Here is a 23,840-nt window from a genome sequence, read left to right as displayed (position 1 = left end):
TTTTATGAGGCATGGATGGGAGGAGGACTCTAATGGCCGTTTTTTGCCGCCGTTCCCGCCTGGGTAGGAAGTTAATCACACAGTTGTTTGATTAATTATTTATTATTTTATCTCATCACTTACCCCGATCAGATCAAGGTTTTATAGATTAAAAAGCGTGCAGTCGGAATATCCACCAGCAGAAAATGATGCATATTGACCATGACAACATTAAGGGGAAGTGAGAGTATTGCCCAGTTGTTGCTCGATGAGGGATCGAAATGAAAGCAATGCAGGCTGAATCAGAAATTTGTGTTCGTATAAAAATTGTCACTGTCAAGCGTTTAACAAATAACGCATCTTCGCACCAAACAAAAAACAACTTCCGGATTAATTTTTCATGTTGTTCACATGCCGGTCTGATGCAATAAAATGCTGCATTTTTATTATACCAATAAGCCTTGAAACGATGAGGACATTGCATGAGACCTTTTGAAGTAAAGAGGGGCTTGGGCGCTTTGCTGTTGATTGCAACCGCTGGCTTGCTGAGTGGCTGCGACATGGCTCTGATGAGCCCCAAAGGGCAGGTTGGTCTGGAACAGAAGTCACTAATATTAACCGCACTCGGTCTGATGTTAATTGTAGTGATTCCTGTGATTATTATGACGGTGGCCTTTGCTCGTAAATACAGAGCATCCAATACCACCGCCAAATACACCCCGGATTGGTCTCACTCCAACAAGATTGAAGCGGTTGTCTGGACCGTACCCGTCATTATTGTCGCCATCCTGGCGGTGATTACCTGGAAAACTTCCCACTCGCTGGATCCTTATAAACCGCTGGAATCGGACGTCAAACCGATCCAGGTCGATGTTATTTCCCTCGACTGGAAATGGTTGTTTGTCTATCCGGAACTGGGTATCGCCTCGGTCAATGAGTTGGCCTTCCCGGTCAATACCCCGGTCAATTTCCGGGTGACCTCCGACACCGTGATGAACTCCTTCTTCATTCCGCAACTGGGCGGTCAGATCTACGCCATGGCCGGGATGCAGACCAAGTTGCATCTGATTGCCAACGAGGCGGGTCAGTACAAGGGGATCTCCGGCAGCTACAGCGGCGCGGGCTTCTCCGGGATGAAGTTCAAGGCCATCGCCACGACCGATCAGGCCGGTTTCGATGCCTGGGTCGCCAAGGTGAAGCAGTCTCCCAAGATGCTGAACACCATGGGCGAGTTCGATGTGCTGGCCAAGAAGAGCGAAAACCATCCGGTGGAGTACTTCGCCAGCGCCGATCCCAAGCTGTTCGTCAATGTGATCAACAAGTTCATGGGTGACATGAAGCCGGGTGAGCACAAAGGCATGCAGCACGAAACCGCCGCCAAGCATGACGACGGGATGGACATGGCCGACATGGATCATGGCGACATGACCTCCGCTGAGCATGCCGGGCACATGGCCATGCCGATGGATGAAAAGAGTGTGAAAGCAGGATCCGAGGAATAATCGATGTTTGGAAAGTTAACACTCGACGCTATCCCGTACCATGAACCCATCATCATGGTCACGATAGCCGGTATCATATTGGGCGGGTTGGCCATTGCCGGGCTGATCACCTATTTCGGCAAGTGGGAATACCTGTGGAAAGAGTGGTTCACCTCGGTGGATCACAAGCGCCTCGGTATCATGTATCTCATCCTGGGGATGGTCATGTTGCTGCGCGGCTTCGCCGATGCGGTGATGATGCGGACCCAGCAGGTGATGGCGTCAGCCGGGGGCGAGGGCATACTGCCACCGCACCACTACGACCAGATCTTCACCGCCCACGGCGTCATCATGATCTTCTTCGTGGCCATGCCACTGGTGATCGGCCTGATGAACATCGTGGTGCCGCTGCAGATCGGTGCCCGTGACGTCGCCTTCCCCTTCCTCAACAACCTGAGCTTCTGGTTTACCGCCGCTGCCGTGGTGTTGATCAACGTCTCCCTGGCGGTCGGTGAATTCGCCCAGACCGGCTGGCTGGCCTATCCGCCCTTGTCGGGCGTGGACTTCAGTCCGGGCGTCGGGGTCGATTACTGGATCTGGAGCCTGCAGATCTCGGGTCTGGGTACCCTGCTGACCGGTGTCAACTTCTTTGCCACCATCATCCGGATGCGTGCCCCTGGCATGACCATGATGCGGTTGCCGGTGTTCACCTGGACCGCCCTGTGCGCCAACATCCTGATCATCGCCTCCTTCCCGATCCTGACCGTCACCATCGCCCTGCTCACCGCAGACCGTTACCTCGGCACCCATTTCTTTACCAATGACATGGGTGGCAACATGATGATGTACATCAACCTGATCTGGGCCTGGGGTCACCCCGAGGTGTATATCCTGGTGCTGCCGGTGTTCGGGATCTTCTCCGAAATCGTGGCGACCTTCTGCAAGAAGAAGCTGTTCGGTTACACCTCCCTGGTGTGGGCCACCGTGGCCATTACCGTGCTCTCCTTCGTGGTCTGGTTGCACCACTTCTTCACCATGGGATCGGGCGCCAACGTGAATGCCTTCTTCGGCATCACCACCATGATCATCTCCATCCCGACCGGGGTGAAGATCTTCAACTGGCTGTTCACCATGTATCGCGGTCGCATCGAGTTCAGCTCCCCCATGCTGTGGACCGTCGGTTTCATCATCACCTTCACCGTCGGTGGCATGACCGGGGTACTGCTGTCGGTGCCGGCCGCCAACTTCGTGTTGCACAACAGCCTGTTCCTGATCGCCCACTTCCACAACGTCATCATCGGCGGCGTGGTGTTCGGTTGCTTCGCCGGTATCACCTACTGGTTCCCGAAGGCATTCGGCTTCAAGCTGGATGACGTCTGGGGCAAGCGCGCGTTCTGGTTCTGGATCACCGGCTTCTTCGTGGCCTTCATGCCGCTCTATGTGCTGGGCTTCATGGGCATGACCCGTCGGGTCAGCCAGAACATCGATCCCGAGTTCCACGGCTGGCTGGTCGTGGCCGCCTGCGGTGCCGGCCTGATTGCCATCGGCGTCCTGTGCCAGGTGATCCAGGTCGTGGTCAGTATCCGTGACCGCGAGAAGAACCGTGACTGGACCGGCGATCCCTGGGGTGGCCGTACCCTGGAGTGGGCCACTTCCTCTCCGCCGCCGTTCTACAACTTCGCCATCGAGCCGAAGGTGAAGGGTCTCGACGCCTTCTGGGAAGCGAAAGAGGACGGCTCTGCCTTCCAGCAGCCGGCCAGGTACGCCCCCATCCACATGCCGAAGAACTCCGGTGCCGGTGTGGTCATCGCCGCCCTCAGCGTGGTGTTTGGCTTCGCCATGATCTGGCACATCTGGTGGATGGCCATCGCCGGCTTCGTCGGCATGATCGCCACCTGGATCATCCACAGCTTCAACGAGGATGTGGACTACTACGTACAGGTTGACGAGATCGAGCGCATCGAAGGTCAGCATTTCGACAACATCAACAAGGTAGCCTGACGCTATGGCAACTGACGTTCTACATCACACTCACGGCGCCCATGACGATCATGGGCACCATGATGCCGGTGCCACCAAGGTGTTCGGTTTCTGGATCTACCTGATGAGTGACTGCATCCTGTTTGCGACCCTGTTCGCAACCTATGCAGTCCTGGTCAACGGCACCGCCGGCGGCCCGAGCGGCAAGGACATTTTCGAGCTGCCGTTCGTGTTCGCCGAAACCATGCTGCTGCTGTTTAGCTCCATCACCTTCGGTTTTGGCATGCTGGCCATGAACAAGAACAAGGTGGCTGCCGTCAACGGCTGGCTGCTGGTGACCTTCTTGCTCGGTGCCGGCTTCATCGCCATGGAGATCTACGAGTTCCATCACCTGATCGCCGAGGGCTTCGGCCCGCAGCGCAGTGGCTTCCTGTCCGCCTTCTTCACCCTGGTCGGTACCCACGGTATCCACGTGACCAGCGGTCTTATCTGGATCATCGTGATGATGGTGCTGGTAGCCAAGAAGGGGCTGACCGAGCGCAACCGTACTCGCCTGATGTGCCTGAGCCTGTTCTGGCACTTCCTGGACGTGGTGTGGATCTGCGTCTTCACCGTGGTCTATCTGATGGGGGCAATGTAAATGAGTAGTCATGCAGTCGATAATCACGGCGCCAGCCACGGCAGCGCCAAGTCCTACCTGATCGGCTTCGTGCTGTCAGTGATCCTGACCGCGATCCCGTTCTGGATGGTGATGGACGGCAGCGCCTCCCATGCCATGGTGCTGGGTACCGTGGTTGCCATGGCGGTGGTCCAGATCTTCGTGCATCTGGCCTACTTCCTGCACATGAACACCTCGTCAGAGGAGCGCTGGAACCTGGTGGCACTGGTGTTTACCGTGCTCATCATCGCCATAGTGGTGGTGGGTTCCCTGTGGATCATGTACAACCTCAACGTCAACATGATGGTTCACTAAGCGGGTTGGTGTGATGATGAAGCAATACCTGCAAGTGACCAAACCGGGCATCATCTTCGGTAACCTCATCTCGGTTATCGGCGGATTCCTGCTGGCCTCCAAGGGGAGCCTGGACGTTCCCCTGTTCATCCTGACCATGGCGGGGGTGTCACTGGTGGTCGCCTCCGGTTGTGTGTTCAACAACTACATCGACCGGGACATCGACTGCATCATGGAGCGGACCAAGAACCGCGCCCTGGTGAAGGGGCTGATCGCCCCCGGCGTGTCGCTCTGGTATGCGAGCGCGCTCGGCGTTGCGGGCATTGCACTGCTCTACTTCGCGGCCAATCCGTTGGCCGCCTTGCTGGCAGTGCTCGGCTTCCTAGTCTATGTGGGCGTCTACAGCCTCTACATGAAGCGTCATTCGGTCTATGGCACCCTGGTCGGCAGCCTCTCCGGCGCCGCGCCACCCGTCATCGGCTACTGCGCGGTGAGCAACGAGTTCGACTCGGGCGCCCTGATCCTGCTGGCGATCTTCAGCCTGTGGCAGATGCCGCACTCCTATGCGATTGCCATCTTCCGCTTCAAGGATTACCAGGCCGCCAACATTCCGGTGTTGCCGGTGGTGAAGGGGATCTCGGTGGCCAAACACCATATCACCCTCTACATACTGGCGTTTATGGTGCCGACCCTGATGCTGTTCCTCGGCGGTTATGCCGGTTACAAGTATCTGATCGTGGCCACGGCGGTGAGTGTCTGGTGGCTGGGGATGGCGCTGTCGGGTTACAAGCAGGCGGTCGATGACTCCCTGTGGGCCCGCAAGTTGTTCATGTTCTCCATTGTCACCATCACCTGCCTGAGCGTGATGATGTCGGTAGACTTCCAGCCGGACGCAGCGCCGGTGCTGGTGAGCATGCTGCCCTGATGCGGACATGTTCTCCATCGTCGTCATCATCTTCACCTGCCTGAGCGTGATGATGTCGGTGGACTTCCAGCCGGACGCAGCGCCGGTATTGGTGAGCATGCTGCCCTGAGGCTTCGGTAAGCCGAGCCCCAGTGTTGTGATATGACACAGGAAAATCAGTAGAATCCAGAGCCGGGAACTTTTCCGGCTCTGTTATTATGTGGGCCGACCCACGTCGGGTCCGGTCCGTTTTCCCTCATATTCTCGGGCTTCGTGTAGATTGCATAATCCGCAACCTGTGATCACCCACTTCTCTTATTCATCGAGGCCATCATGAATGATTTCACGATGACAAGGGGCGAGCGCCGAGCCACCTGGGCGCTCGGCTCCGTCTTCTCCCTGCGCATGCTCGGCATGTTTATGGTCCTGCCGGTACTGACCACCTATGGCATGTCCCTGGCCGGTGCCTCCGAGGCCCTGATCGGGCTGGCCATCGGCATCTACGGCATGACCCAGGCGTTGTTCCAGATCCCGTTCGGGCTGCTCTCCGATCGCATCGGCCGCAAGCCGCTCATCGTCGGCGGCCTGCTGATGTTTGCCCTTGGGGCCGTCATCGCTGCCCTCAGCGACTCCATCTGGGGGGTCATCGTCGGCCGCGCCCTGCAGGGCAGCGGGGCCATCTCCGCCGCCGTCATGGCGCTGCTCTCGGACCTCACCCGCGAGCAGAACCGCACCAAGGCGATGGCCTTCATCGGGGTGAGCTTCGGCATCACCTTCGCCATCGCCATGGTGACCGGCCCCATCATCACCCATGCGCTGGGGCTGTCCGGCCTGTTCTGGCTGATCGCCCTCTTGGCGCTGGGGGGCATCGGCATCACCCTGTGGTGGGTGCCGACCCCGACCAGCCACTTGCGCAACCGCGAGTCGGCGCTGGTAAAGGGGGGGATCCGCACAGTGCTCACCAATCCGCGGCTGCTCAAGCTCAACCTCGGTATCCTCTGCGTCCACACCCTGCTGATGTCGAGCTTCGTGGCGCTGCCGCCGCTGCTGGAGCAGGCGGGTCTGCCCCGTGACAGCCAGTGGCAGGCCTACCTGGTCACCATGCTGATCGCCTTTGTCAGCGTGGTGCCCTTCATCATCTATGCCGAGAAACGCCGCCAGATGAGACGGGTCTTCCAGCTCTGCGTGCTGGTGATGCTCGTCGCCGAGGTGGTGTTGTGGCAGGCCGGCCTGCAGCTCTGGGGCCTGCTCGCCGGGCTGCAGATCTTCTTCATCGGCTTCAACGTGATGGAGGCGCTGCTGCCATCCCTCATCAGCAAGGAGTCGCCACCGGGTTACAAGGGCACCGCCATGGGGGTTTACTCCACCAGCCAGTTCATCGGGGTCGCCATCGGCGGCAGCCTGGGTGGCCTGTTCTACAGCCTCGGCGGTGCGCCCCTGGTGTTCGGCAGCTGCGCCGTGCTGGCCCTGCTCTGGCTGGGGATAAGCCTCACCATGCAGGAGCCGCCCTATGTCAGCAGCCTGCGCATAGTGCTGCCGGAGGGGGTCGCCGCGACCCCCGCGCTGGAGCAGAAGATCCGCGCCTGTGAGGGGGTGAGCGACGTGCTGCTGGTCGAAGCCGAACGCTCGCTCTACGTGAAGGTGGATACCAAACACCTCACGCGCAGCGATCTGGAGCGACTGGTGGCGATCTGACGGGCACTCACGCTGGGCAGCGCAGCGGGCAGCCCCCGTTGCTATGCTGAGATCCTCAATAAGGAGGAGAGTGTCATGTCATATATAGATGGATTCGTGCTTGCCGTGCCCACGGCCAGCAAGCAGGCCCTGATCGATCACGCCCGGCAAATTGATCCCATCTTCCTCGAATACGGCGCCACCCGGGTGCTGGAGGGCTGGGGGGACGATGTGCCTCACGGCAAGCTGACCGACTTTTACCGCGCCGTGGCGGCGAAGGAAGATGAGAGCGTGGTCTTCTCCTGGGTGGAGTGGCCGGACAAGGCCACCCGGGATGAGGCCATGGCGAAGATAATGAAAGACGCCAGGATGGATCCGAGCAATCCCGCCAATCTGGCGATGCCGTTCGATGGTGCCCGCATGATCTTCGGGGGTTTCAGCCCAGTGCTGGATCTGCGTGGCTGAGGTGTCTTGAAAGCAGAAGAGGCCCGCCACATTGGCGGGCCTCTTCGTTATGACCGCCAGCAGGATTTGTCCCCAGCATGGCGGCCCTGTGCATCACCCGGTGGATCTCTTTCGGTCAAGGTCGTCAGCAGGATTTGTCCCCAACATGCTGGCCATGTGCATCACCCGGCGGCTCTCTTTCGTTCAAGGCCGCCAGAAGGGCTTGTCCCCCAGTATGGTCGCCCTGTGCATCACCCGACGCGCCGGCAGGTAGTCGGCGTTGGCATAGTGCTGGGTCACCCTGTTGTCCCAGATGGCGATGTCGTTCTCCTGCCAGCGCCAGCGCACCTGAAATTCGGGTCGACGGATATGGTCAAACAGGAAGCCCAGCAGCGCCTCGCTCTCCCGGGCCGGCAGATCCGGCAGCCGGCTGGTGAAGCCCTCGTTGACAAACAGCGCCTGTCGCCCGCTCACCGGGTGGGTGCGTAGCACCGGGTGGCGCAGGGGCGGGTTGTTGGCCACGGCGGCCTGCCAGCGCTGGCGTTCCTCTTCGCTGCCGTTGTGGCGGTGGGCCGGGAACGACTTGGTGAAGTCGTGCTCCGCCTCCAGCCCCGCCAGCAGCTTCCTAAGCGGGGGCGAGAGCGCCGCCAGGGCCGCGATCCCGCTGGCCCAGAGGGTGTCACCCCCGCTGGGGGGCAACTGCTTGGCGGCCAGGATGGCCAGCGCCGGCGGGGTCTCGATGAAGGTCACGTCGGTGTGCCAGTTGTCGTTGTCCGGCGGATTGTCGTCGTGGGTATCGAGCACGATGATCTCCTCGGCCTCCTCCGCGTGGGGATAGACGGGGTGGATGTGCAGATCCCCGAAGCGGTTGGCCAGCGCCCGCTGTTGCCTGGGGTTGATGGGCTGATCCCGCAGGAACAGCACCTGATACTTCAGCAGGGAGCGATGGAGCTGCTCGAAGTGCTCCTGAGTCAGGGGCTCGGCCAGGGTGAGACCGGCGATCTCGGCGCCGATGTGGGGCCCGAGCGGGGTAATCGTCAGCTTGTCGTTCATATGCTTTCTCCATGCCAAGGCGTCAGTCGACGCTGCAGGGCTCGCAAGCCCAGTTCCAATACGAAGACGATGTGAAGGATCACCATGAGGACGGTCAGCTTGTCGTTCATTGTCCTTCACCATGCCAGGGCGTCAGCCTGCGCTGCAGTGCGCGTAAACCCAGTTCCAATACGAAGGCGACCAGGGCGATCACCAGAATGCCTGCCAGTACCACGTCGGTGGCCAGAAACTCGCCGGCAGACTGCACCATGAAGCCCACCCCTCGGGTGGCGGCGATCAGCTCCGCCGCCACCAGGGTCGACCAGCCCACGCCGAGGCCGATGCGCAGCCCGGTCAGGATCTCGGGCAGGGCGCCCGGCAGGATCACATGCCACAACACCTGCACCCTGGAGGCGCCGAGCGAGCGGGCCGCCCGCAGCCGCACCTGTTGCGCGCTCTGCACCCCCGCCAGGGTCGCCATGGCCACGGGGGCGAAGATGGCCAGATAGATGAGCAGTACCTTGGCGGTCTCGCCGATGCCAAACCAGATCACCATGAGCGGCAGGTAGGCGAGCGGCGGCACCGGCCGATAGAGCTCGATCAGCGGATCCAGCATGCCGCGCACCGTGGGGCTCAGCCCCATGGCGAGGCCAGCTGCAATCCCGAACACCGCCGCCGCCAGCAGGGCGATGAGGATACGCTGCAGGCTGGCGCCCAGGTGTTGCCACAGGGTTGCATCCATAAACCCCTGCGGGCCGGCGAGGGTGACGAGTTGCGCCAGCACCCGGCTGGGGGGCGGCAGGAATAGCGGATCGACCCAGCCGAGCCGGGCCACCAGCCACCACAGGGCCAGCAGGGCGAGCAGGGTGGCGAGGCTCAGGCTCAGCCGCCGTGGCAGCGGCCAGCGCAGGGCACGACCGGCGGCGGTGGATCGGACGAGGGCGATGCTCATGCGAAGGCCTCCCGCTCGTTGAAGACCCGGCTTAGCACGTATTCGCGCCGCTCGATGAAGGCCGGATCGGACTTGATACTGCGGCAGGGTTCGCCGGCGGCGAAGCGGCGGCCGAAGTCCAGGCTCAGTCGCTCCACCACCCGGCCCGGGGAGGGGGAGAGCAGCACCAGCTCGCTGGCCAGGAACACCGCCTCCTCGATGTCGTGGGTGATCAGCAGCACCTGACGACGCCCCTCATGCCACAGCCGCAGCAGCAGGGTCTGCATCTGCTCGCGGGTGAAGGCGTCGAGCGCGCCGAACGGCTCGTCCAGCAGCAACAGCTGTGGCCGGGTGGCCAGGGCGCGGGCAATGCCGACCCGCTGGCGCTGACCGCCGGACAGCTGCCAGATGGGGCGCTCGGCCGCCCCCTCCAGGCCGACCTTGCGCAGCAGGGTCAGTGCCTGCTCACTTCGCTCGGCGCGGGGCACCCCGGCCAGCTGCAGGCCGAGGGCGACGTTGTCTTGCACGTTGCGCCAGGGCAGCAGCCCCTCGCTCTGAAACACCACGCCGCGCTCGGCGCCCGGGCCTCTCACCGGTTTGCCCTGCAGGCTTATCTGGCCGCTCTGGCAGGGCTCGAATCCGGCGATGAGGTTGAGCAGGGTGGTCTTGCCGCACCCGGACGGGCCTAACACCACCATCAGTTCGCCCTCGGCCAGGCTCAGGCTGATGTTGTCGAGCACCTTCTTGCCGGCGTATTCGGCAGAGACATAGGCGAGCTGCAGCATGGTCTTCTCCTCAGGGTCATTGGGCCAGGGGCTTGACGAAGCGATCGGTCACGAACTGGCTGTAGTCGGGGGCGGCACTCGGCACCTTGCCCTGGGCCTCGAGGAAGCGGGCGGTATCGACGATGGTCTGGTTCACCAGGCTGCCGAGCTGGGCGCTCTGCTCACGGGCGCCGAGGTAGGTGTTGCCGCGCACCAGATCGGGCACCTCGGCCACGGAGACGCCGCTCAAACTCGCCAGCTTGTCCAGATTGGCCGGTTGGGCCAGCCAGCCGGCCGGGTTGTCGAGGTAGGCCTGCTGCGCCGCCAGGTTGCTCTTGACGAAGGCCTGCACCACCTCGGGATGGGCCTTGGCAAAGTCCTTGCGCACCACCCACACATCCAGGGTCGGGGCGCCCCAGCTGCCGACCTGGGCTGAATCGGTCAGCACCGAGCCTTCCTTGGTCAGCTTGTTGAGGGCCGGGGCCCAGACATAGGCGCCGTCGATGTCGCCGCGCTGCCAGGCGGCGATGATGGCCGGCGGTTGCAGGTTCACTATCTCCAGCTTGGTGGGATCGACGCCCCAGTGCTTGAGCGCCGCCAGCAGGCTGTAGTGGGTGGTGGAGCTGTAGGGCACGGCGATGCGCTTGCCGATGAGATCCTGAGGCGTCGAGAGCCCCTTCTTCACCACCAGTGCCTCGGAGTCACCGAGCTTGGAGGCAAGCAGGAACACCTCGATGGGCACGTTCTGGCTGGCCGCCACCGCCAGCGGGCTGGAGCCTATGTTGCCGATCTGCACGTCGCCGGAGGCGAGCGCCCTGACCACGCTGGCGCCGCTGTCAAACTTGCGCCAGTCCACCTTGGCGCCGCTCTCCTTGGCGAAGCTGTTGTCGGCCTGGGCCACCTTGGCGGGTTCGGCCGAGGTCTGGTAGGCCACGGTGACCTCGACCGCCTGGGCGGATTGCACGACCAGCGCCAGCGCCGCCAGCCAGAGGGAAGTTCCTTTTCCTGTCATGATGTCGTTCCTGATTTCGGGGATGGAGACGCCATCTTTCCCGTAATGACCCGCTGACTGAAGGAACGAGAAACCTGCATTAAGACGCTATGGTTCTTAGATAAATAACTGAAATGAAACAATGAGATATGGATATCTCAAATGCGGGGATGCTTATTCGTTGGCTGGCAATCGAGCCGGATCATTCAGGGGCGGCAACTCAGATAGGCGGGGCTGATGAGGGGATGAGAGCAGGGGGAAAACAAGAGACCCGCCAAGCGGCGGGTATCTGTCGATGGGGCCCAGGGGCCTAGCGTTCGATCAGCGGGGCCGAGCGGTAGCTCCACAGGCCGTAGGTGCGCAGGGCATCCCGGTAGATGCCGAGCAGCTCGCCGTCGCTCACCTTGGCCAGGGCCGACAGCGGCTGGTCCGGGTAGCTGACGCTGTCTATCTGGATCCCGGCCGGACCGCTCTGCCAGCAGGCGATCTCCAGCAGGGTCTGGCCCCGGCGCACATGGCTGGCGGAGCTCACCAGGGTCGCGTACTGGATCTGGTGGCGGGCGAGGGCATAGCCGCTGTAGAGGGCGTTCTCCACCGTGCTGGTGGCGTAGTTCTCCTCGATGATGCGCGAGCGGTCTATGCCCTTCTTCACCAGCCAGTCCGCCATCAGCTTGCCCTCGGTCTGGCGGTTCTGGGGCACGCCGCCGGTCAGTATGATGAGCGCGGCCGGGTTGGCCTGGGCCAGGGAGCGGGTGGTCTCCAGCCGGCCGAGCAGGATGTCGTGCATGCTGCCATCCGGATTGAGGGCATAGCCCAAAGTGACGATGGCCCTGTTGCCCGGCTTGGGTGAGCGCTCCCCCTGCTCCTTGAGCGGGGTGGCGTTGACCCGGTCAATGGTATCGAACAGGCGCTGCAGATCGGCGGCCCGCCCGCCGTTGAGCTCGCTCACCCGCTTTAGATAGGCATCAGATTTGGCCTGATCGCCCTTGAAGCGCTGCCAGGTAGCGAGGTAGGTATTGAGGTCCAAGTCGTCCGGCGCCGTGGTGAGGGCCTGCTCGAACAGGTTGATGGCCCGCTCCACGTTGCCGTTGTAGATCTGGGCGTTGGCCGCCGAGATGAGCAGATCGGTGCGATAGGGCTCGAGCTGATAGGCCTGCAGCAAGAGCTCGGTGACCCGCTCCATGTTGCTCGGCATCTTGGCGGTGAACCCGGCGGTCGAGACCCTGGCCGGTGACTTGAAGATCTGCCAGGCATCCGCCAGCAGCTGATCCACCACCTGGCGCTTGCTGATGTATTGATCGTAATTCTGCTCTTTTTGCAGGGAGCGCACCGGGGCAGCCCAGGCAGCAGAGGGGAGAAACGCCGGCAGCGCCAACAGGCTGGCCAGGGTCAGGGCAATCGCAGTTCTTTTCATCATGGAATTCCACCGAGGGTTAAGGGCGCCATGCCATTGCATTACCCGTAGGGGCTTTTTCAATAAAAACATAAACTTGGTTATTGGCGATTGTACGCCCTTTGGCAGCAAAAAAACGTGAACCGCTTCGGTTATCGGGGGACGGGCCGCCAGCCACTGAGCTCACACCTGGCCGAGTCGCTCGCCGAGAAACGCCAGCCAGGCCTCCACCTTGGCGGGCAGATGACGGCGGCGCGGGTAGACACACCAGACGCCGTGCTCGGGCAGCCGGTAGGCGGGCAGTACGGCGACCAGCCGGCCGGCGGCGAGATCCTCGGCCACGATGAAATCCGGCATGTTGCCGATGCCAAGGCCCGCCAGCAGGGCGGTGTGGATGGCGTCGCTGTTGTTGACCTCGAAGTTGCCGCGGGGCGTCACCCCCACCTCCCCCTCGGGGCCGTGCAGGCGCCACTGGATACCGCCCCGAAACAGGGAATAAAACAGACAATTGTGGCCGCTGAGGTCGGAGGGGGTCTGGGGAATGCCTGCCCGCGCCAGGTAGGCGGGGGCGGCGCACAGGGTGCTGTGGCAGGGGGCGAGGTGGCGGGCGACCAGGCTGGAGTCTTCCAGCGCGCCGATGCGCACCGCCACATCGAACCCCTCGGCGACCAGATCGCGCTGCTCGTCGCTCATCTCGAACTGCAACTGCAGCTCGGGGTAGCGGGCGAGAAAGTCGGGGATGAGGGGGGCGATATGGCGCCGGCCATAGACCATGGGAGCCGTCACCCGCAGCAGGCCGCGCGGCGCCGCCTGCAAGGCGCCGATGGCATCCTCCCCTTCGGCGGCGAGGCGTACCGCGTGGCGCACCGCCTCGAAGTAGCGCTCGCCCGCCTCGGTGAGGGTGAGGGAGCGGGTGGTGCGATAGAGCAGCTGGCAGCCGAGCAGCTGCTCGAGCTGACTCACCCGCTTGCTCAGTGCCGACTTGCTGTTGCCAAGCTGGCGGGCGGCGCCGGAGAAGCTGCCGGCCTCCACCACGGCGACGAAGGCGGGGAGCAGGGCGAAGGCATCCTGGTTCATGTTGTTCTCAAACTGGAAACAATGTTGTTCCAGAATGCTAGATTATGCTTGAACTCAAAACAATCTATCGTGCTCCTGTGTTCAAACAAGGAGTCGCATCATGCCACCCACCCTCACCGACGCGCGCCCGGCAAGGCGCGTTCATGCCGGCCAGGCCATCGGCGCCCTGGCGGCCTTTGTCGCCGGCCTGCTGCTGGCGCTGATGATTGCCCAGAACGGCGCACTGGCCCGGGCGACCGACCCTTGGCTGGCGAGCTGGCTCGCCCACGGGGTCGGGGCCATGGTGGCCGGCCTGCTGTGGTGCCTCGCCCCCAGAGTCACGTCGACCGAGGCGGTGCCGCGCTGGGCTTGGCTCGGTGGCCTGCCCGGGGCGCTCACCGTGGTGCTGGCGGCATTGTGTCTGAACTCGCCGCTCGGCATGGCGGGCACACTCGCCTTGCTCTTGCTGGGCCAACTGCTGTTTGGCGCCCTGTGCGATGCCTTCGGCTGGTTCGGACTGACCCGTCGCCGCCCGGCAGGGGTGGACGCGCTTGCCACCCTGCTGGTGATGGCTGGTGCCCTGCTTATCGTGCTGCGTTAGGAGGAAACGATGACCATCCTGATCCTGCTGGGATTGCTCAATGGCGCCGCAGTGAGTCTGTCGCGCACCCTGAATGGGCGGCTGGCCAGCGCCCGTGGCGCCTTTAGCGCGTCGCTGGCCAATCACCTGCTCGGCTTCGCGCTGCTCGGCGCCCTGCTCATCGTCAAGGGGGCGCCCTGGGAGCGCCTCGCCGGGCTCGATCCCTGGCTGCTGCTCGGAGGTGTGCTGGGGGCGATCTTCGTGGCCATCAGCAGTTGGGCCATCGGTCGGGTCGGCGCCCTGGCCTGCGCGCTGCTCATCATCACCGGCCAGCTGACCGGCGGGGTGACCCTCGATGCCCTGGCCGGCAGGCTGGGGTGGAATGATCTGCTCGGCGTGGCCCTGGTGCTGGCGGGGGCCGGACTGCAACGCTGGCAGGCTGGCAAGCCACGCTCCTGAAAAGCAGAACACCGGCGCTAGGCCGGTGTTTTGGATAACAAGGCCGAGCCCCTTGTCAGGGCGCGGCGGCAATGCGCTTAGGCGTAAAACGCCTCGACGGTGCCCTTGACGGTGATCAGCATGGGGTTGCCGTAGCGATCCTTGGCCTTGGGGGAGGGGATCTTCACCCAACCTTCGCTGATGCAGTACTCCTCGACATTGGTGCGCTCCTTGCCGTTGAGGCGAATGCCGATCTCGTGCTCGAAGCACTCCGCCACATGGTGCGGGCTGCGCGGGTTAGCCGCCAGATGGTCGGGCAGTGCTGGTTTGTTGTCGCTCATTTTATAGACCTGAGTTTGATAAAAAGTGGGTCATTGTAGGCAATGCCCGCCATGGGCTCAAGGCTGGGCTGCGTCCCATGGGGGCTATAGCTGCTGCCCTGGCAGCAGCTATAGCCGGCTCCGAAAGACGGGGGTTGCCATGTTTTTACTGATTTTCAGGTAGCTTCGGCACCAAAGCCAATATCAAGGTTGTAACAGGGCCTAAAAACAATGAAATGAAAAACCAGACTAAACCGCTACGATTCTTTCCCTGGGCGAGGACAGCATTAATTAACATTAACGTTCCCCACCCAACAAAATACTGCTTGCCTACTTCAACGTATTCTGGGCTCAAAAGACTTTCCTTTTCTTTTTTCTGCTAACGTTGGGTGAAGGGACGGGGTTTGGCCCATCCCATAAACCGAAATGGGAGATTACCTCATTCGTGCCTTTAGACAATTTTCAAAATTTAGGTTTTATCATTCAACTCCATTGGGATTTTTATAAAATTGTGCATGAAAAGTTTAGGAGTTAGATAATTTTTACTTAAATGGCGGTATGTAATGTTGTCCAGTTTTAAGTTTTTGTTAGATTTATTTTATTAACTCAAGTTCAGCTTTGATTTTTTTACCACTGTCCAGATAAACGCCAAACATTGTGCTCATAAAACGATAGTCAACATCTGTGATAGATTTTATTTTTGCAGCGGAGAGTGGTTTTTTAACCGTATAAAAGTTATTGAGTTTCATATAGTACTCTTCATTTTTATGATCAGAATTTCCATGATAATCCGTTAAGCATAGCTTTCCCGATGCTTCACCAAAAGCAACAATACCTACACCTGATTGATACAGGAAAACGACATCTCCTTTATTTAGTCTTTCTATTTTATATTTCCATGGTTCAAAATAGGCTGCACATTTTTTGTTTTTAACCATGTCATTGTGATCTTCTTTGCTATTATTATAATTGGTATTTAAAATGTAATAACCTTCGGCGATATCTTCATATGGATTATCATCAACACGGAATGGAGTGATTTCTACATTCATGCAATCGTCATTCCCATCATATACACGATAAATCCAAGGCCGAATATCTAGGCCGCTAGATCTCCAATATTTAATAGACTCTCGGGTTTTAAAGTCCATGCCATTAGTCATCACAATGAAAGTTTGCTTTTGGTTGCAATTGTTTTCATTTAGTTTTTTATTGAATTTATCTTCGAAAGATTTTTCTAAACCGACATCATAACCATGAAACTTATTGAACCAATGAGTGATTTTTTCTAGATCTGCATCACCATACAGTTGGCCATAACGGAGAACTTGTAGAATATTTTCTTGAAATGATTCCCATGCTTTTAATTCGAAAATAAATAAGTTGGCATTTTTATCAAGAGCCATTAGATCTGGTTCTTCACGCCAACGTTGCGATTGCATTAACATAATCAATTCATCATCAGGAAATAATCTATCCAATGAACGAAATAGAATGTCTTGAAATTTCCTTTCATCGATATGAAAGTCAATAAGTCGTTTAGTACGTTCTTTTTCAATAGAGTCTAATTTTGTATTATATGTTAATAACATGTCGGAATCTCATGTTTCTGATAAATATAACGATTAAGCTAACAGGCGAGCAAAAGAGCAACTTTTGCGAATTCAGTGAGCGAAGCGAACTGTGTTGAGCGACTTGTTATACATGGCCTCGGACTACATGCCGTAATATTTTGAGCTAAATGCAACACATAGTGGGGCTTCGTCGTACTGGCACGAAACGCTGACCTTCAGCTTTCTACGATGATCGTAGTAAGTGTGGTAATGCGTTTGCTTGCGAGCCAGTTCAAGCTCGGAGAGGCCTATGCTCAAGGCACCCAAAGCCACTTCGGAATCAAATTCTTGATTTTGATAATGAGGGGCGGTTCGTTTTAGCTCAACTTCAACATAGCTGATGAAGTTGCCTTCCGCCTCCAGAAGCATGCGACATTCGTCGTTCTCTACGATAATGTTTCCTACTTCGTTCGCTTTTCCATCAACCTCCCTCTCGGCCCTTTCAATAGTCATTCCCATATATTGAAATGGCCTATGGAAAGGCTTTGACATCATTGGTAAATTTTTAGCGAAAGCTTTGTCTGTGGCAGTTTCGAGGTTGCTATGAGATTTTTCGGCCCGCATTACGCTTTTATTGAATACGATTCCTATGCTATTTATAAGGACCTTAAAAGATTCTTCGTAGAGATTTTCGTCCTGAAAGTTGGCATAGAGCTTCCCGACCAAGAATCCTGGTGGGCCGCATTCCTTTAGCATGATTGGCAACACCTTTATTGAGCGGCAATTTATTTGGTGGTTCATTGCTACGTCAAGCTCATTGACTACCCACGGAGCGTCTACCGAGTTTGGGGATAGAATTACGGCAAAATAATCAACGTTGTCTATTCCCTCCCTGATTTTCTGAATCAGGGAATCTCCAATTTTCATCTCTGCTTCATCAAGCCAGTATTTGACGCCATGCGCGTCTAGATCCGCTGCTAGCTTTCTAACAAATGCTTTATCTTTGTTGTTGTGGCTTAAGAAGACGCTGATGGTCATTGTGTTCAGCTCCTATGTATAACGCCCTGCTAAACGGCGAGCGTTAGTGAGTCCGGTGGAGGCCGATTTTTTTGCGACCGGAACGTATTTGAGCGGTTTGTTATGCCTTTTCACGATTTTTCTTTAGCCGCCTTGCCGCCGAACAAATATCATTAACTAGCTTTGCTCCAGAAGTGCTGAGCAGATATGCAGATTTGTCCACCTCTGACATTGACTTGGTTCCGTCAGCCATTGCGTGAGTTAAGTCATTACGATCTTCTTTCCATTGATGGACACGATCCATGAGGGGATCGTTAAAATATGCCGCAAGTAACGGGTCATTTGGTTTTCGTTGCCGAATTTCCTGCATTTTCTTACCAAGCATCCTAATTGGGCGATGGTTAGCGTAAGTAGCTCCACCCGATTGCCGAAGTGCAGACAAAAGTCGATCTTCTAAAACTGTATATGCAAACCAGCATGCTTCAAAATAGAACTCTTTTTCATGGGCAGACTTCATCCTGCTCATAAGTTCTTTGTAATGGTTATTTTTCTCGTTCAATCTCGAAAACTCCTTTGAGGCATAACAGTGATTAGATAGAAGGCGGTACTAATCAGATAGCAGAGCCTTCCATATAACTCTCCCCTGATAGTTGCCAAGAAAAAATAAAATTAAATCATGATGTTACCAGTCTGCCTCTGACACCTGAACGTATTCAATTACCTTCTTCTTTTTGTTCTACACATTACACACTGTGTAAAAACACAGATAAGGAGTCGTCCATAGCAAGCGCCAGCAAGGCTACCGCCCCTGAGTTACAGCTCCCAGTCCGCTGCTTTTAACCCGCGAGATAGCAACAATCACTGCCATGGCGTTCTCCCGAGAGATGGATTGTCGTTTGGCTATCTTAAGGGGGCGGATTGAGACATTGAAAGAGGGAGTTGATAGAAATCTGAGCTGGTTCAACCAATTAGTGATAAATCGCAGTTTTAGGTGCTCCCTTGGTTCTACAGAGAATACAGATATTCCCCTCATCCCAACCCTCTCCCGGAGGGAGAGGGTGCATGTCTGCGGTTACACGGGAGGCTGAGGGTTGGCACGGTTTTGATCCCCCTCTTATTCGCTGAGACGAGCCCTCTTGTCCAGGCCGCGAGGCAGGATGCCGAGCGAGCGGCGTTGGGCCATGGACGGCCCATCGGTGCGTGCCGTTGGACAAGAGGGTGAGCCGAAGGAACCCGACGTCAGTCGGGCGAATAAGCGGGGGAGAAGACCTTTGGTGACTTTGGGTCTTTCCAAAGTCACTCGCCCCAGCCCGAAGGGCGGGCGAAACCCAGTCGAGGACGGAGTCCTCGTGTTCCATGCGGCGAAGCCGCATCAAGGGGTCAACCGCTGGTTCGGGAATCTGGCGAGAGTCTGTCGTTGTGGAACGGACTATTTCCTGCGGTGCAATGCGCTGCGCTTATTGCACCCTACGGTGTTCCACTGCGTGGCAAAGCCACGCCATCACAGCCAATCCGCGAACGTCCGAATACGCTGCGCTATTCGAACCTACGGATTTAATAACGCTGGGGGATTATGGGTTCCCTCACCCTAGCCCTCTCCCGGAGGGAGAGGGGACAAAGAGAAAGGGAGCCGGTCAGGCTCCCTTTGATGCGGCGATGCAACGATTGCCGCTATGCCGCTATGCCGCTATGCCGCTATGCCGCTATGCGTAAGGCGGATACGCAGCCGGATCACTCACGGCCAATGGCATTTGGCCAATGCAGCCCCTTATCGATTGGTCGCGGCCTTCATCCCTTCCACAAACTCCTTGAGGCGGGTGAGCATATGGGCCGGATTCTTGTGGTGGGTCTCGATGATCTTCACCACGGCGGAGCCGGAGATGGCACCGGCGGCACCGGCCTTGATGGCGTCACGCACCTGGGCCGGTTCGCTGATGCCAAAGCCGAGCAGGGCGGGGGGGGCCTTGAACTCGCGCAAGGTGTTGATCAGGCCATCCACCGGCATGCCGGCCTTGGTCTCGGCGCCGGTCACGCCGGCGCGGCTCACCAGATAGGTGTAACCGCTGCCGAGCTCAGCCACGGCCTTGAGGGTCTCGGTGTCGCCGTTGGGCGGCGCGATAAAGATGCTGTCGATGCCGAAGCGATCGGCCGCCGCCTTGTAGGGCTCGCACATCTGCACCGGCACGTCTGCCACCAGCACCGAATCCACGCCCGCCTGCTGGCACTTCTCATAGAAGCCATCGATGTGGCGCACATAGACCAGGTTGGCGTAGACCAGCAGGCCGATGGGGATCTGCGGGTACTTGGCGCGCACCCTGGTGAGCAGCTCGAAGCAGCCATCTGGGGTGGTGTGGCTCGCGAAGGCGCGCAGGGCCGCGCCCTGGATGGTGGGGCCGTCCGCCACCGGGTCGGAGAAGGGAATACCGAGCTCGAGGGCATCGGCGCCCCCCTCGACCAGCGCATCTATGATGGCCAGCGACAATTCGGGAGTGGGATCCCCCAGCATCACGAACGGCACGAAGGCGCCCTGATTGGCTGCGTCTAAACGGGAGAAGAGTTGTGCGTAGCGATTCATGACAGGGTTCCTTCTTTTTCGAAGATATCGGCGACGGTGAAGATGTCCTTGTCGCCACGGCCGGAGAGGTTGACGATCAGTACCTGCTCTTTCTCGGGTTCGCTGCGCGCCATCTTGAGGGCGTGGGCCAGGGCGTGGGAGGACTCCAGCGCCGGGATGATTCCCTCGGATTTGGCCAGTTCCTGGAAGGCGTCCAGTGCCTCCTTGTCGGTGATAGAGACATAGTCGGCACGGCCGATGGCGGCCAGGTGGGCATGCTGCGGGCCGACGGAGGGGAAGTCGAGGCCCGCCGAGACGGAGTAGGACTCCTGAATTTGACCCTGCTCGTCCTGCATCAGGTAGGAGTGCATGCCGAAGAAGACCCCCTTGCTGCCGTGACCGAGTGGCGCACCGTGCTCGCCGCTCTCGATGCCGTGGCCACCGGGCTCGACCCCGATGAGGCGCACCGAGGGCTCGTCGATGAAATCAGCAAACATGCCGATGGCGTTGGAGCCGCCGCCGACGCAGGCGATCACGGCATCGGGCAGCCGTTCTTCTTTTGCGAAGCACTGGGCCTTGGCCTCCTCGCCGATCATCTTCTGGAACTCCCGCACTATGGTGGGGAAGGGGTGAGGGCCGGCTGCGGTGCCGAGCAGGTAGTGGGCGCTGTCGTAGTTGGCAGCCCAGTCGCGCAGCGCCTCGTTGCAGGCATCCTTCAGGGTGGATGAGCCCGAATGCACCGGTATGACGGTGGCCCCCATCAACTTCATGCGAAACACGTTCGGCTTCTGCCGCTCGCAATCCTTGGCCCCCATGTAGACCCGGCACTTGAGGCCGAGCAGGGCGCAGGCCAGGGCCGTGGCGACCCCGTGCTGACCGGCGCCGGTCTCGGCGATGATCTCTTTCTTGCCCATGCGTTTGGCGAGCAGGGCCTGGCCCAGCACCTGGTTGGTCTTGTGGGCGCCGCCGTGCAGCAGGTCTTCGCGCTTCAGATAGAGGCGGGTCTTGGTGCCCTTGGTCAGGTTGCGGGTCAGGGTGAGCGGGGTCGGGCGCCCGGCGTACTCGGTCAGCAGCTCCTGGAATTCGGCGATAAAGGCCGGGTCATCCTTGGCATCGACGAAGGCCTTCTCCAGCTGGAGCAGAGCGGGGATGAGGATCTGGGGCACATACATGCCACCAAATTCACCAAAAAACGGGTTAAGCAGGGTCATGATCTATTCCTTGTTCAGATTCATTAAAAACTTAAATATCAAAAATTCAGCATCAAATTTGGATGCGGCAGGTGCGTCACAGCTTGCGCAGGGCGGCGAAGGCGGCCTCAAGCTTCTGTGCATCCTTCTGGCCAGGGGCGCTCTCCACCCCGGAGTTGAAATCGAGGCCGAGGCAACCCACCTGGGCGGCACGCAGGGCGTTGTCGGGATTGAGGCCGCCGGCCAGCATCAGGCGAGACTTATCGAGGCTTGCCAGCATGGCCCAGTCGAACGCCTGACCGGTGCCGCCGCTCTGGCTGCCGACTTTCGTGTCCAGCAGCAGCCGATCCGCCGGATAGTCGAGGGCGGGCAGCGGCTCGCCGCTCGTGACACCGACCGCCTTCCAGGTCTCGCAGCCCTCGGGCAGCAGAGTACGCAGCGCCTCGATATAGGCGGCGTCTTCGTCCCCGTGCAGCTGCACCGCGGCGAGCCCGAGGGCCTCGACCGTCAGGGCTATGGTCTGGGGCTGGGCATTGCGAAACACCCCCACATAGTTGAGCGGGGCGCCGGCCATCACGGCACGGGCGCCGGGGATGTCCACGTAGCGCGGGCTCTTGGCCACGAAGATAAGGCCGCCAAATACCGCACCTGCCTGATGGGCGGCGGCGGCATCTTCGGCGCGGGTCAGGCCACATACCTTGTTCTGGCCGAGGGTGAGCTTGCGCACCGCGGCCTCCAGATCGGCCTCCTCCATCAGGGAGGAGCCCACCAGGAAGCCCTTGGCATGCTGGCGCAGGCGGGCGACCTGGCTGCGATCCCGGATGCCGGATTCGCTGATGACCACGCGATCGGCGGGAATGTCGGCGGCCAGCTGGCCGGTGCGGGCGAGATCCACGCTGAGATCGCGCAGGTCTCGGTTATTGATGCCGATCACCGGCGCCCCCAGGGCGATGGCGCGGGTCAGCTCCTCTTCGTTGCTCACCTCGGTCAGCACCCCGAGGTCCAGCGCTTTGGCAACCTTGAACAGGGCGCGGTAGCCCTCGTCGGTGAGCACCGAGAGCATCAGCAGGATGGCGTCCGCCTGATAGTGGCGAGCCAGATAGACCTGATAGGGGTCGATCATGAAGTCCTTGCACAGCACCGGTTGGCTGACCCTGGCTCGCACTCTTGGCAGGAAGGCGAAATCCCCCTGGAAGAACTTCTCGTCGGTCAGCACCGAGATGGCGGTGGCGTAACGGCCATAGACGTCGGCGATGGCCTCCAGATCGAAGTCATTGCGGATCAGCCCCTTGGAGGGGGAGGCCTTCTTGCACTCCAGAATGAAGCGGGTGCCGCCGGCGCGAAGTTGCCCCTCGAAGTCCCTATCACTTGGAGTGAGCGCGGCCTGGAAGCTCGCCAGCGGCTGCGCCTGCTTGCGGGCCGCCACCCATGCCTGTTTGGCGGCCACTATCTTGCCGAGTATGGTCTGGTTGATGGAGGCCATGTTCAGGAAGCCATGGGGGGCAATAAGGTCTGACATCTCGTTATCCTTGCGAAGCTGGCTACTGCCTTGTGGGCTCTCTTGTTGGGCGCTGTGCTGAGCGGTGGCGGACATCATGCCTCCTGATGGCTCAGGGTGGCGAGTGCCTGGGCGAGCTCGCTGGTCTCACCGCTGGCCAGCTTGGCCAGCACCAGGGCGGCGGCCTGCTTGAAGTCCGGGGCCTTGCCCGCCATCACCAGCAGCGGCGCCACATTGGCGGCGATGGCGGCGTTGTGGGCCGGGCTGCCTTCGCCGGCCAGGATGGCGGCGGTGATGGCGCGATTCTCTTCCGGCTCCCCCCCTTGAATGGCGCTGACCGGGTAGGTCTCGAGGCCAAAGTCGGCCGGGGTGAGCAGGTACTCACGGATCTCACCGTCACGGATCTCGGCCACCTGGGTCGGGCCGTGGATGGCCACCTCGTCCAGCCCGGCGCCGTGTACCACCATACCGGTTTTCAGTCCCAGTGCCAGCAGGGTTTCGGCGATGGGGCGCACCAGCTCGGGGGCATAGACTCCCATCAGTTGGTAGCTGGGGCGGGCGGGGTTGATCAGCGGCCCCAAGACGTTGAAGAGCGTCCTGGTTTTCAAGGCCTGACGCACCGGCATGGCGTGGCGCACCCCGGCGTGATACTGGGGGGCGAACAGGAAGCAGATGCCGAGCTCGTCCAGACAGCGGCGTGCCAGCTCAGGGCTCATGTCGAGCCTGATGCCCATCTTGTCCAGCAGATCGCTGGAGCCCGACTTGCTCGAGACCGAGCGGTTGCCGTGCTTGGCCACTTTCAGGCCGCAGGCGGCGGCGACCAGCGCCGAGGTGGTGGAGACGTTGATGGTGTTGAGGCCATCACCGCCGGTGCCGACGATGTCGCAGAAGGCGTAGTCAGGGCGCGGGAAGGGACGGGCCTCGGCCAGCAGGGCGTCGGCGGCGCCGGCGATCTCCTCCGGGGTCTCCCCCTTGAGCTTGAGGGCGGTGAGCAGGCTGGCGAGGACGATGGGATCCACTTCGCCGCGTACCACCTGACCGAAGGCGTCACGGGCTTCGTCGCGGGAGAGAGACTGCCCCTGATAGAGGGTGTTGAGATGATGATGCAT

Annotated in this window: 24 protein-coding genes; 9 read left to right on the top strand and 15 right to left on the bottom strand. The window is 59.7% G+C overall.

What is annotated here, in order from left to right; translation table 11 throughout:
- Nucleotides 1-461: 461 nt before the first annotated feature.
- From cyoA to KW825_RS04525, 7 genes are all read left to right on the top strand, one after another.
- The gene (gene cyoA, locus KW825_RS04560; protein WP_218328379.1) at nucleotides 462-1,481 is read left to right on the top strand and encodes a cytochrome o ubiquinol oxidase subunit II; all 1,020 of its coding nucleotides are present in this window, start codon (nucleotides 462-464) and stop codon (nucleotides 1,479-1,481) included.
- Between the two features lie 3 nt (nucleotides 1,482-1,484).
- Complete coding sequence (gene cyoB / locus KW825_RS04555; protein ID WP_218290754.1) at nucleotides 1,485-3,461, top strand: cytochrome o ubiquinol oxidase subunit I; 1,977 nt, start codon at nucleotides 1,485-1,487, stop codon at nucleotides 3,459-3,461.
- A gap of 4 nt (nucleotides 3,462-3,465) precedes the next feature.
- Nucleotides 3,466-4,080: a cytochrome o ubiquinol oxidase subunit III gene (locus KW825_RS04550; protein ID WP_042653820.1), complete on the top strand. Its 615-nt coding sequence runs from the start codon at nucleotides 3,466-3,468 to the stop codon at nucleotides 4,078-4,080.
- The gene (locus KW825_RS04545) at nucleotides 4,081-4,413 is read left to right on the top strand and encodes a cytochrome o ubiquinol oxidase subunit IV (protein ID WP_042653819.1); all 333 of its coding nucleotides are present in this window, start codon (nucleotides 4,081-4,083) and stop codon (nucleotides 4,411-4,413) included.
- Between the two features lie 10 nt (nucleotides 4,414-4,423).
- A complete protein-coding gene (cyoE, locus tag KW825_RS04540; protein WP_218328378.1) occupies nucleotides 4,424-5,317 on the top strand; it encodes a heme o synthase in 894 nt (297 codons plus the stop codon).
- A 312-nt stretch (nucleotides 5,318-5,629) separates the two neighbouring features.
- Nucleotides 5,630-6,991: an MFS transporter gene (locus tag KW825_RS04530; protein WP_218328377.1), complete on the top strand. Its 1,362-nt coding sequence runs from the start codon at nucleotides 5,630-5,632 to the stop codon at nucleotides 6,989-6,991.
- A 75-nt stretch (nucleotides 6,992-7,066) separates the two neighbouring features.
- A complete protein-coding gene (locus KW825_RS04525) occupies nucleotides 7,067-7,435 on the top strand; it encodes a DUF1428 domain-containing protein (protein WP_042653816.1) in 369 nt (122 codons plus the stop codon).
- A gap of 183 nt (nucleotides 7,436-7,618) precedes the next feature.
- Here the strand turns inward: KW825_RS04525 and tauD are convergent, their stop codons facing one another.
- The 6 genes from tauD to KW825_RS04490 form a co-directional block, all read right to left on the bottom strand.
- A complete protein-coding gene (tauD, locus tag KW825_RS04520) occupies nucleotides 7,619-8,467 on the bottom strand; it encodes a taurine dioxygenase (protein WP_218328376.1) in 849 nt (282 codons plus the stop codon).
- Nucleotides 8,468-8,573: 106 nt separating this feature from the next.
- Nucleotides 8,574-9,398, bottom strand: coding sequence for a taurine ABC transporter permease TauC (tauC, locus tag KW825_RS04510; protein ID WP_218328375.1), 825 nt, complete (start codon nucleotides 9,396-9,398; stop codon nucleotides 8,574-8,576).
- Nucleotides 9,395-10,162, bottom strand: coding sequence for a taurine ABC transporter ATP-binding subunit (gene tauB / locus KW825_RS04505; RefSeq protein ID WP_218290760.1), 768 nt, complete (start codon nucleotides 10,160-10,162; stop codon nucleotides 9,395-9,397). The genes tauC and tauB overlap by 4 nt, the downstream gene beginning before the upstream one ends.
- Nucleotides 10,163-10,178: 16 nt before the next feature.
- A complete protein-coding gene (tauA, locus tag KW825_RS04500; RefSeq protein WP_218328374.1) occupies nucleotides 10,179-11,153 on the bottom strand; it encodes a taurine ABC transporter substrate-binding protein in 975 nt (324 codons plus the stop codon).
- Nucleotides 11,154-11,442: 289 nt separating this feature from the next.
- Nucleotides 11,443-12,546, bottom strand: a complete 1,104-nt coding sequence (locus KW825_RS04495; RefSeq protein ID WP_218328373.1) for a YdcF family protein — start codon at nucleotides 12,544-12,546, stop codon at nucleotides 11,443-11,445.
- A 162-nt stretch (nucleotides 12,547-12,708) separates the two neighbouring features.
- Complete coding sequence (locus KW825_RS04490) at nucleotides 12,709-13,602, bottom strand: LysR family transcriptional regulator (protein ID WP_218328372.1); 894 nt, start codon at nucleotides 13,600-13,602, stop codon at nucleotides 12,709-12,711.
- Between the two features lie 100 nt (nucleotides 13,603-13,702).
- Here KW825_RS04490 and KW825_RS04485 point away from each other — a divergent pair, with 100 nt between their 5' ends.
- Both KW825_RS04485 and KW825_RS04480 read left to right on the top strand, forming a co-directional pair.
- Entirely contained in the window at nucleotides 13,703-14,182 is a 480-nt protein-coding gene (locus KW825_RS04485) for a DMT family transporter (protein WP_218290764.1), read from the top strand.
- Nucleotides 14,183-14,191: 9 nt separating this feature from the next.
- Nucleotides 14,192-14,620 (top strand): DMT family transporter, encoded by a 429-nt coding sequence (locus tag KW825_RS04480; RefSeq protein WP_218328371.1) that lies wholly within the window; start codon nucleotides 14,192-14,194, stop codon nucleotides 14,618-14,620.
- A 77-nt stretch (nucleotides 14,621-14,697) separates the two neighbouring features.
- On the opposite strand, the gene KW825_RS04475 is transcribed toward KW825_RS04480, so the two are convergent.
- The 9 genes from KW825_RS04475 to trpD all read right to left on the bottom strand — a co-directional run bounded on the left by KW825_RS04475 (nucleotide 14,698) and on the right by trpD (nucleotide 23,840).
- Complete coding sequence (locus KW825_RS04475; RefSeq protein WP_042655004.1) at nucleotides 14,698-14,940, bottom strand: DUF3297 family protein; 243 nt, start codon at nucleotides 14,938-14,940, stop codon at nucleotides 14,698-14,700.
- A gap of 145 nt (nucleotides 14,941-15,085) precedes the next feature.
- Nucleotides 15,086-15,274 (bottom strand): hypothetical protein, encoded by a 189-nt coding sequence (locus tag KW825_RS04470; protein ID WP_218328370.1) that lies wholly within the window; start codon nucleotides 15,272-15,274, stop codon nucleotides 15,086-15,088.
- Nucleotides 15,275-15,512: 238 nt separating this feature from the next.
- Nucleotides 15,513-16,511, bottom strand: a complete 999-nt coding sequence (locus KW825_RS04465; RefSeq protein WP_218328369.1) for a hypothetical protein — start codon at nucleotides 16,509-16,511, stop codon at nucleotides 15,513-15,515.
- 123 nt (nucleotides 16,512-16,634) lie between these two features.
- On the bottom strand, nucleotides 16,635-17,510 hold the full coding sequence (locus KW825_RS04460; protein ID WP_218328368.1) for a toll/interleukin-1 receptor domain-containing protein: 876 nt from the start codon (nucleotides 17,508-17,510) through the stop codon (nucleotides 16,635-16,637).
- 100 nt (nucleotides 17,511-17,610) lie between these two features.
- The gene (locus KW825_RS04455) at nucleotides 17,611-18,048 is read right to left on the bottom strand and encodes a hypothetical protein (RefSeq protein ID WP_218328367.1); all 438 of its coding nucleotides are present in this window, start codon (nucleotides 18,046-18,048) and stop codon (nucleotides 17,611-17,613) included.
- A 1,209-nt stretch (nucleotides 18,049-19,257) separates the two neighbouring features.
- Nucleotides 19,258-20,064: a tryptophan synthase subunit alpha gene (trpA, locus tag KW825_RS04450; RefSeq protein ID WP_218328366.1), complete on the bottom strand. Its 807-nt coding sequence runs from the start codon at nucleotides 20,062-20,064 to the stop codon at nucleotides 19,258-19,260.
- Nucleotides 20,061-21,254 carry a tryptophan synthase subunit beta gene (gene trpB, locus KW825_RS04445; RefSeq protein ID WP_218328365.1) on the bottom strand — a complete coding sequence of 398 codons (1,194 nt, stop codon included), beginning with the start codon at nucleotides 21,252-21,254 and terminating at the stop codon, nucleotides 20,061-20,063. Before trpB ends, trpA begins: the two co-directional genes overlap by 4 nt.
- Nucleotides 21,255-21,330: 76 nt before the next feature.
- Nucleotides 21,331-22,827, bottom strand: coding sequence for a bifunctional indole-3-glycerol-phosphate synthase TrpC/phosphoribosylanthranilate isomerase TrpF (gene trpCF / locus KW825_RS04440; RefSeq protein WP_218328364.1), 1,497 nt, complete (start codon nucleotides 22,825-22,827; stop codon nucleotides 21,331-21,333).
- Complete coding sequence (trpD, locus tag KW825_RS04435) at nucleotides 22,827-23,840, bottom strand: anthranilate phosphoribosyltransferase (RefSeq protein WP_218328363.1); 1,014 nt, start codon at nucleotides 23,838-23,840, stop codon at nucleotides 22,827-22,829. The genes trpCF and trpD overlap by 1 nt, the downstream gene beginning before the upstream one ends.

Origin of the sequence: Aeromonas sp. sif2433 (assembly GCF_019218705.1) — a bacterium.
GTDB classification, from domain to species: Bacteria; Pseudomonadota; Gammaproteobacteria; order Enterobacterales; family Aeromonadaceae; genus Aeromonas; species Aeromonas encheleia.
This window is presented reverse-complemented; position numbering and strand designations above follow the sequence as displayed.

Bases quoted from the DNA above. Each gene is read 5' to 3' on its own strand.
- cyoA (WP_218328379.1), top strand. From the start codon at position 462: ATGAGACCTTTTGAAGTAAAGAGGGGCTTGGGCGCTTTGCTGTTGATT.
- cyoB (WP_218290754.1), top strand. From the start codon at position 1,485: ATGTTTGGAAAGTTAACACTCGACGCTATCCCGTACCATGAACCCATC.
- KW825_RS04550 (WP_042653820.1), top strand. From the start codon at position 3,466: ATGGCAACTGACGTTCTACATCACACTCACGGCGCCCATGACGATCAT.
- KW825_RS04545 (WP_042653819.1), top strand. From the start codon at position 4,081: ATGAGTAGTCATGCAGTCGATAATCACGGCGCCAGCCACGGCAGCGCC.
- KW825_RS04530 (WP_218328377.1), top strand. From the start codon at position 5,630: ATGAATGATTTCACGATGACAAGGGGCGAGCGCCGAGCCACCTGGGCG.
- KW825_RS04525 (WP_042653816.1), top strand. From the start codon at position 7,067: ATGTCATATATAGATGGATTCGTGCTTGCCGTGCCCACGGCCAGCAAG.
- tauD (WP_218328376.1), bottom strand. From the start codon at position 8,467: ATGAACGACAAGCTGACGATTACCCCGCTCGGGCCCCACATCGGCGCC.
- tauC (WP_218328375.1), bottom strand. From the start codon at position 9,398: ATGAGCATCGCCCTCGTCCGATCCACCGCCGCCGGTCGTGCCCTGCGC.
- tauB (WP_218290760.1), bottom strand. From the start codon at position 10,162: ATGCTGCAGCTCGCCTATGTCTCTGCCGAATACGCCGGCAAGAAGGTG.
- tauA (WP_218328374.1), bottom strand. From the start codon at position 11,153: ATGACAGGAAAAGGAACTTCCCTCTGGCTGGCGGCGCTGGCGCTGGTC.
- KW825_RS04495 (WP_218328373.1), bottom strand. From the start codon at position 12,546: ATGAAAAGAACTGCGATTGCCCTGACCCTGGCCAGCCTGTTGGCGCTG.
- KW825_RS04490 (WP_218328372.1), bottom strand. From the start codon at position 13,602: ATGAACCAGGATGCCTTCGCCCTGCTCCCCGCCTTCGTCGCCGTGGTG.
- KW825_RS04485 (WP_218290764.1), top strand. From the start codon at position 13,703: ATGCCACCCACCCTCACCGACGCGCGCCCGGCAAGGCGCGTTCATGCC.
- KW825_RS04480 (WP_218328371.1), top strand. From the start codon at position 14,192: ATGACCATCCTGATCCTGCTGGGATTGCTCAATGGCGCCGCAGTGAGT.
- KW825_RS04475 (WP_042655004.1), bottom strand. From the start codon at position 14,940: ATGAGCGACAACAAACCAGCACTGCCCGACCATCTGGCGGCTAACCCG.
- KW825_RS04465 (WP_218328369.1), bottom strand. From the start codon at position 16,511: ATGTTATTAACATATAATACAAAATTAGACTCTATTGAAAAAGAACGT.
- KW825_RS04460 (WP_218328368.1), bottom strand. From the start codon at position 17,510: ATGACCATCAGCGTCTTCTTAAGCCACAACAACAAAGATAAAGCATTT.
- trpA (WP_218328366.1), bottom strand. From the start codon at position 20,064: ATGAATCGCTACGCACAACTCTTCTCCCGTTTAGACGCAGCCAATCAG.
- trpB (WP_218328365.1), bottom strand. From the start codon at position 21,254: ATGACCCTGCTTAACCCGTTTTTTGGTGAATTTGGTGGCATGTATGTG.
- trpCF (WP_218328364.1), bottom strand. From the start codon at position 22,827: ATGTCCGCCACCGCTCAGCACAGCGCCCAACAAGAGAGCCCACAAGGC.
- trpD (WP_218328363.1), bottom strand. From the start codon at position 23,840: ATGCATCATCATCTCAACACCCTCTATCAGGGGCAGTCTCTCTCCCGC.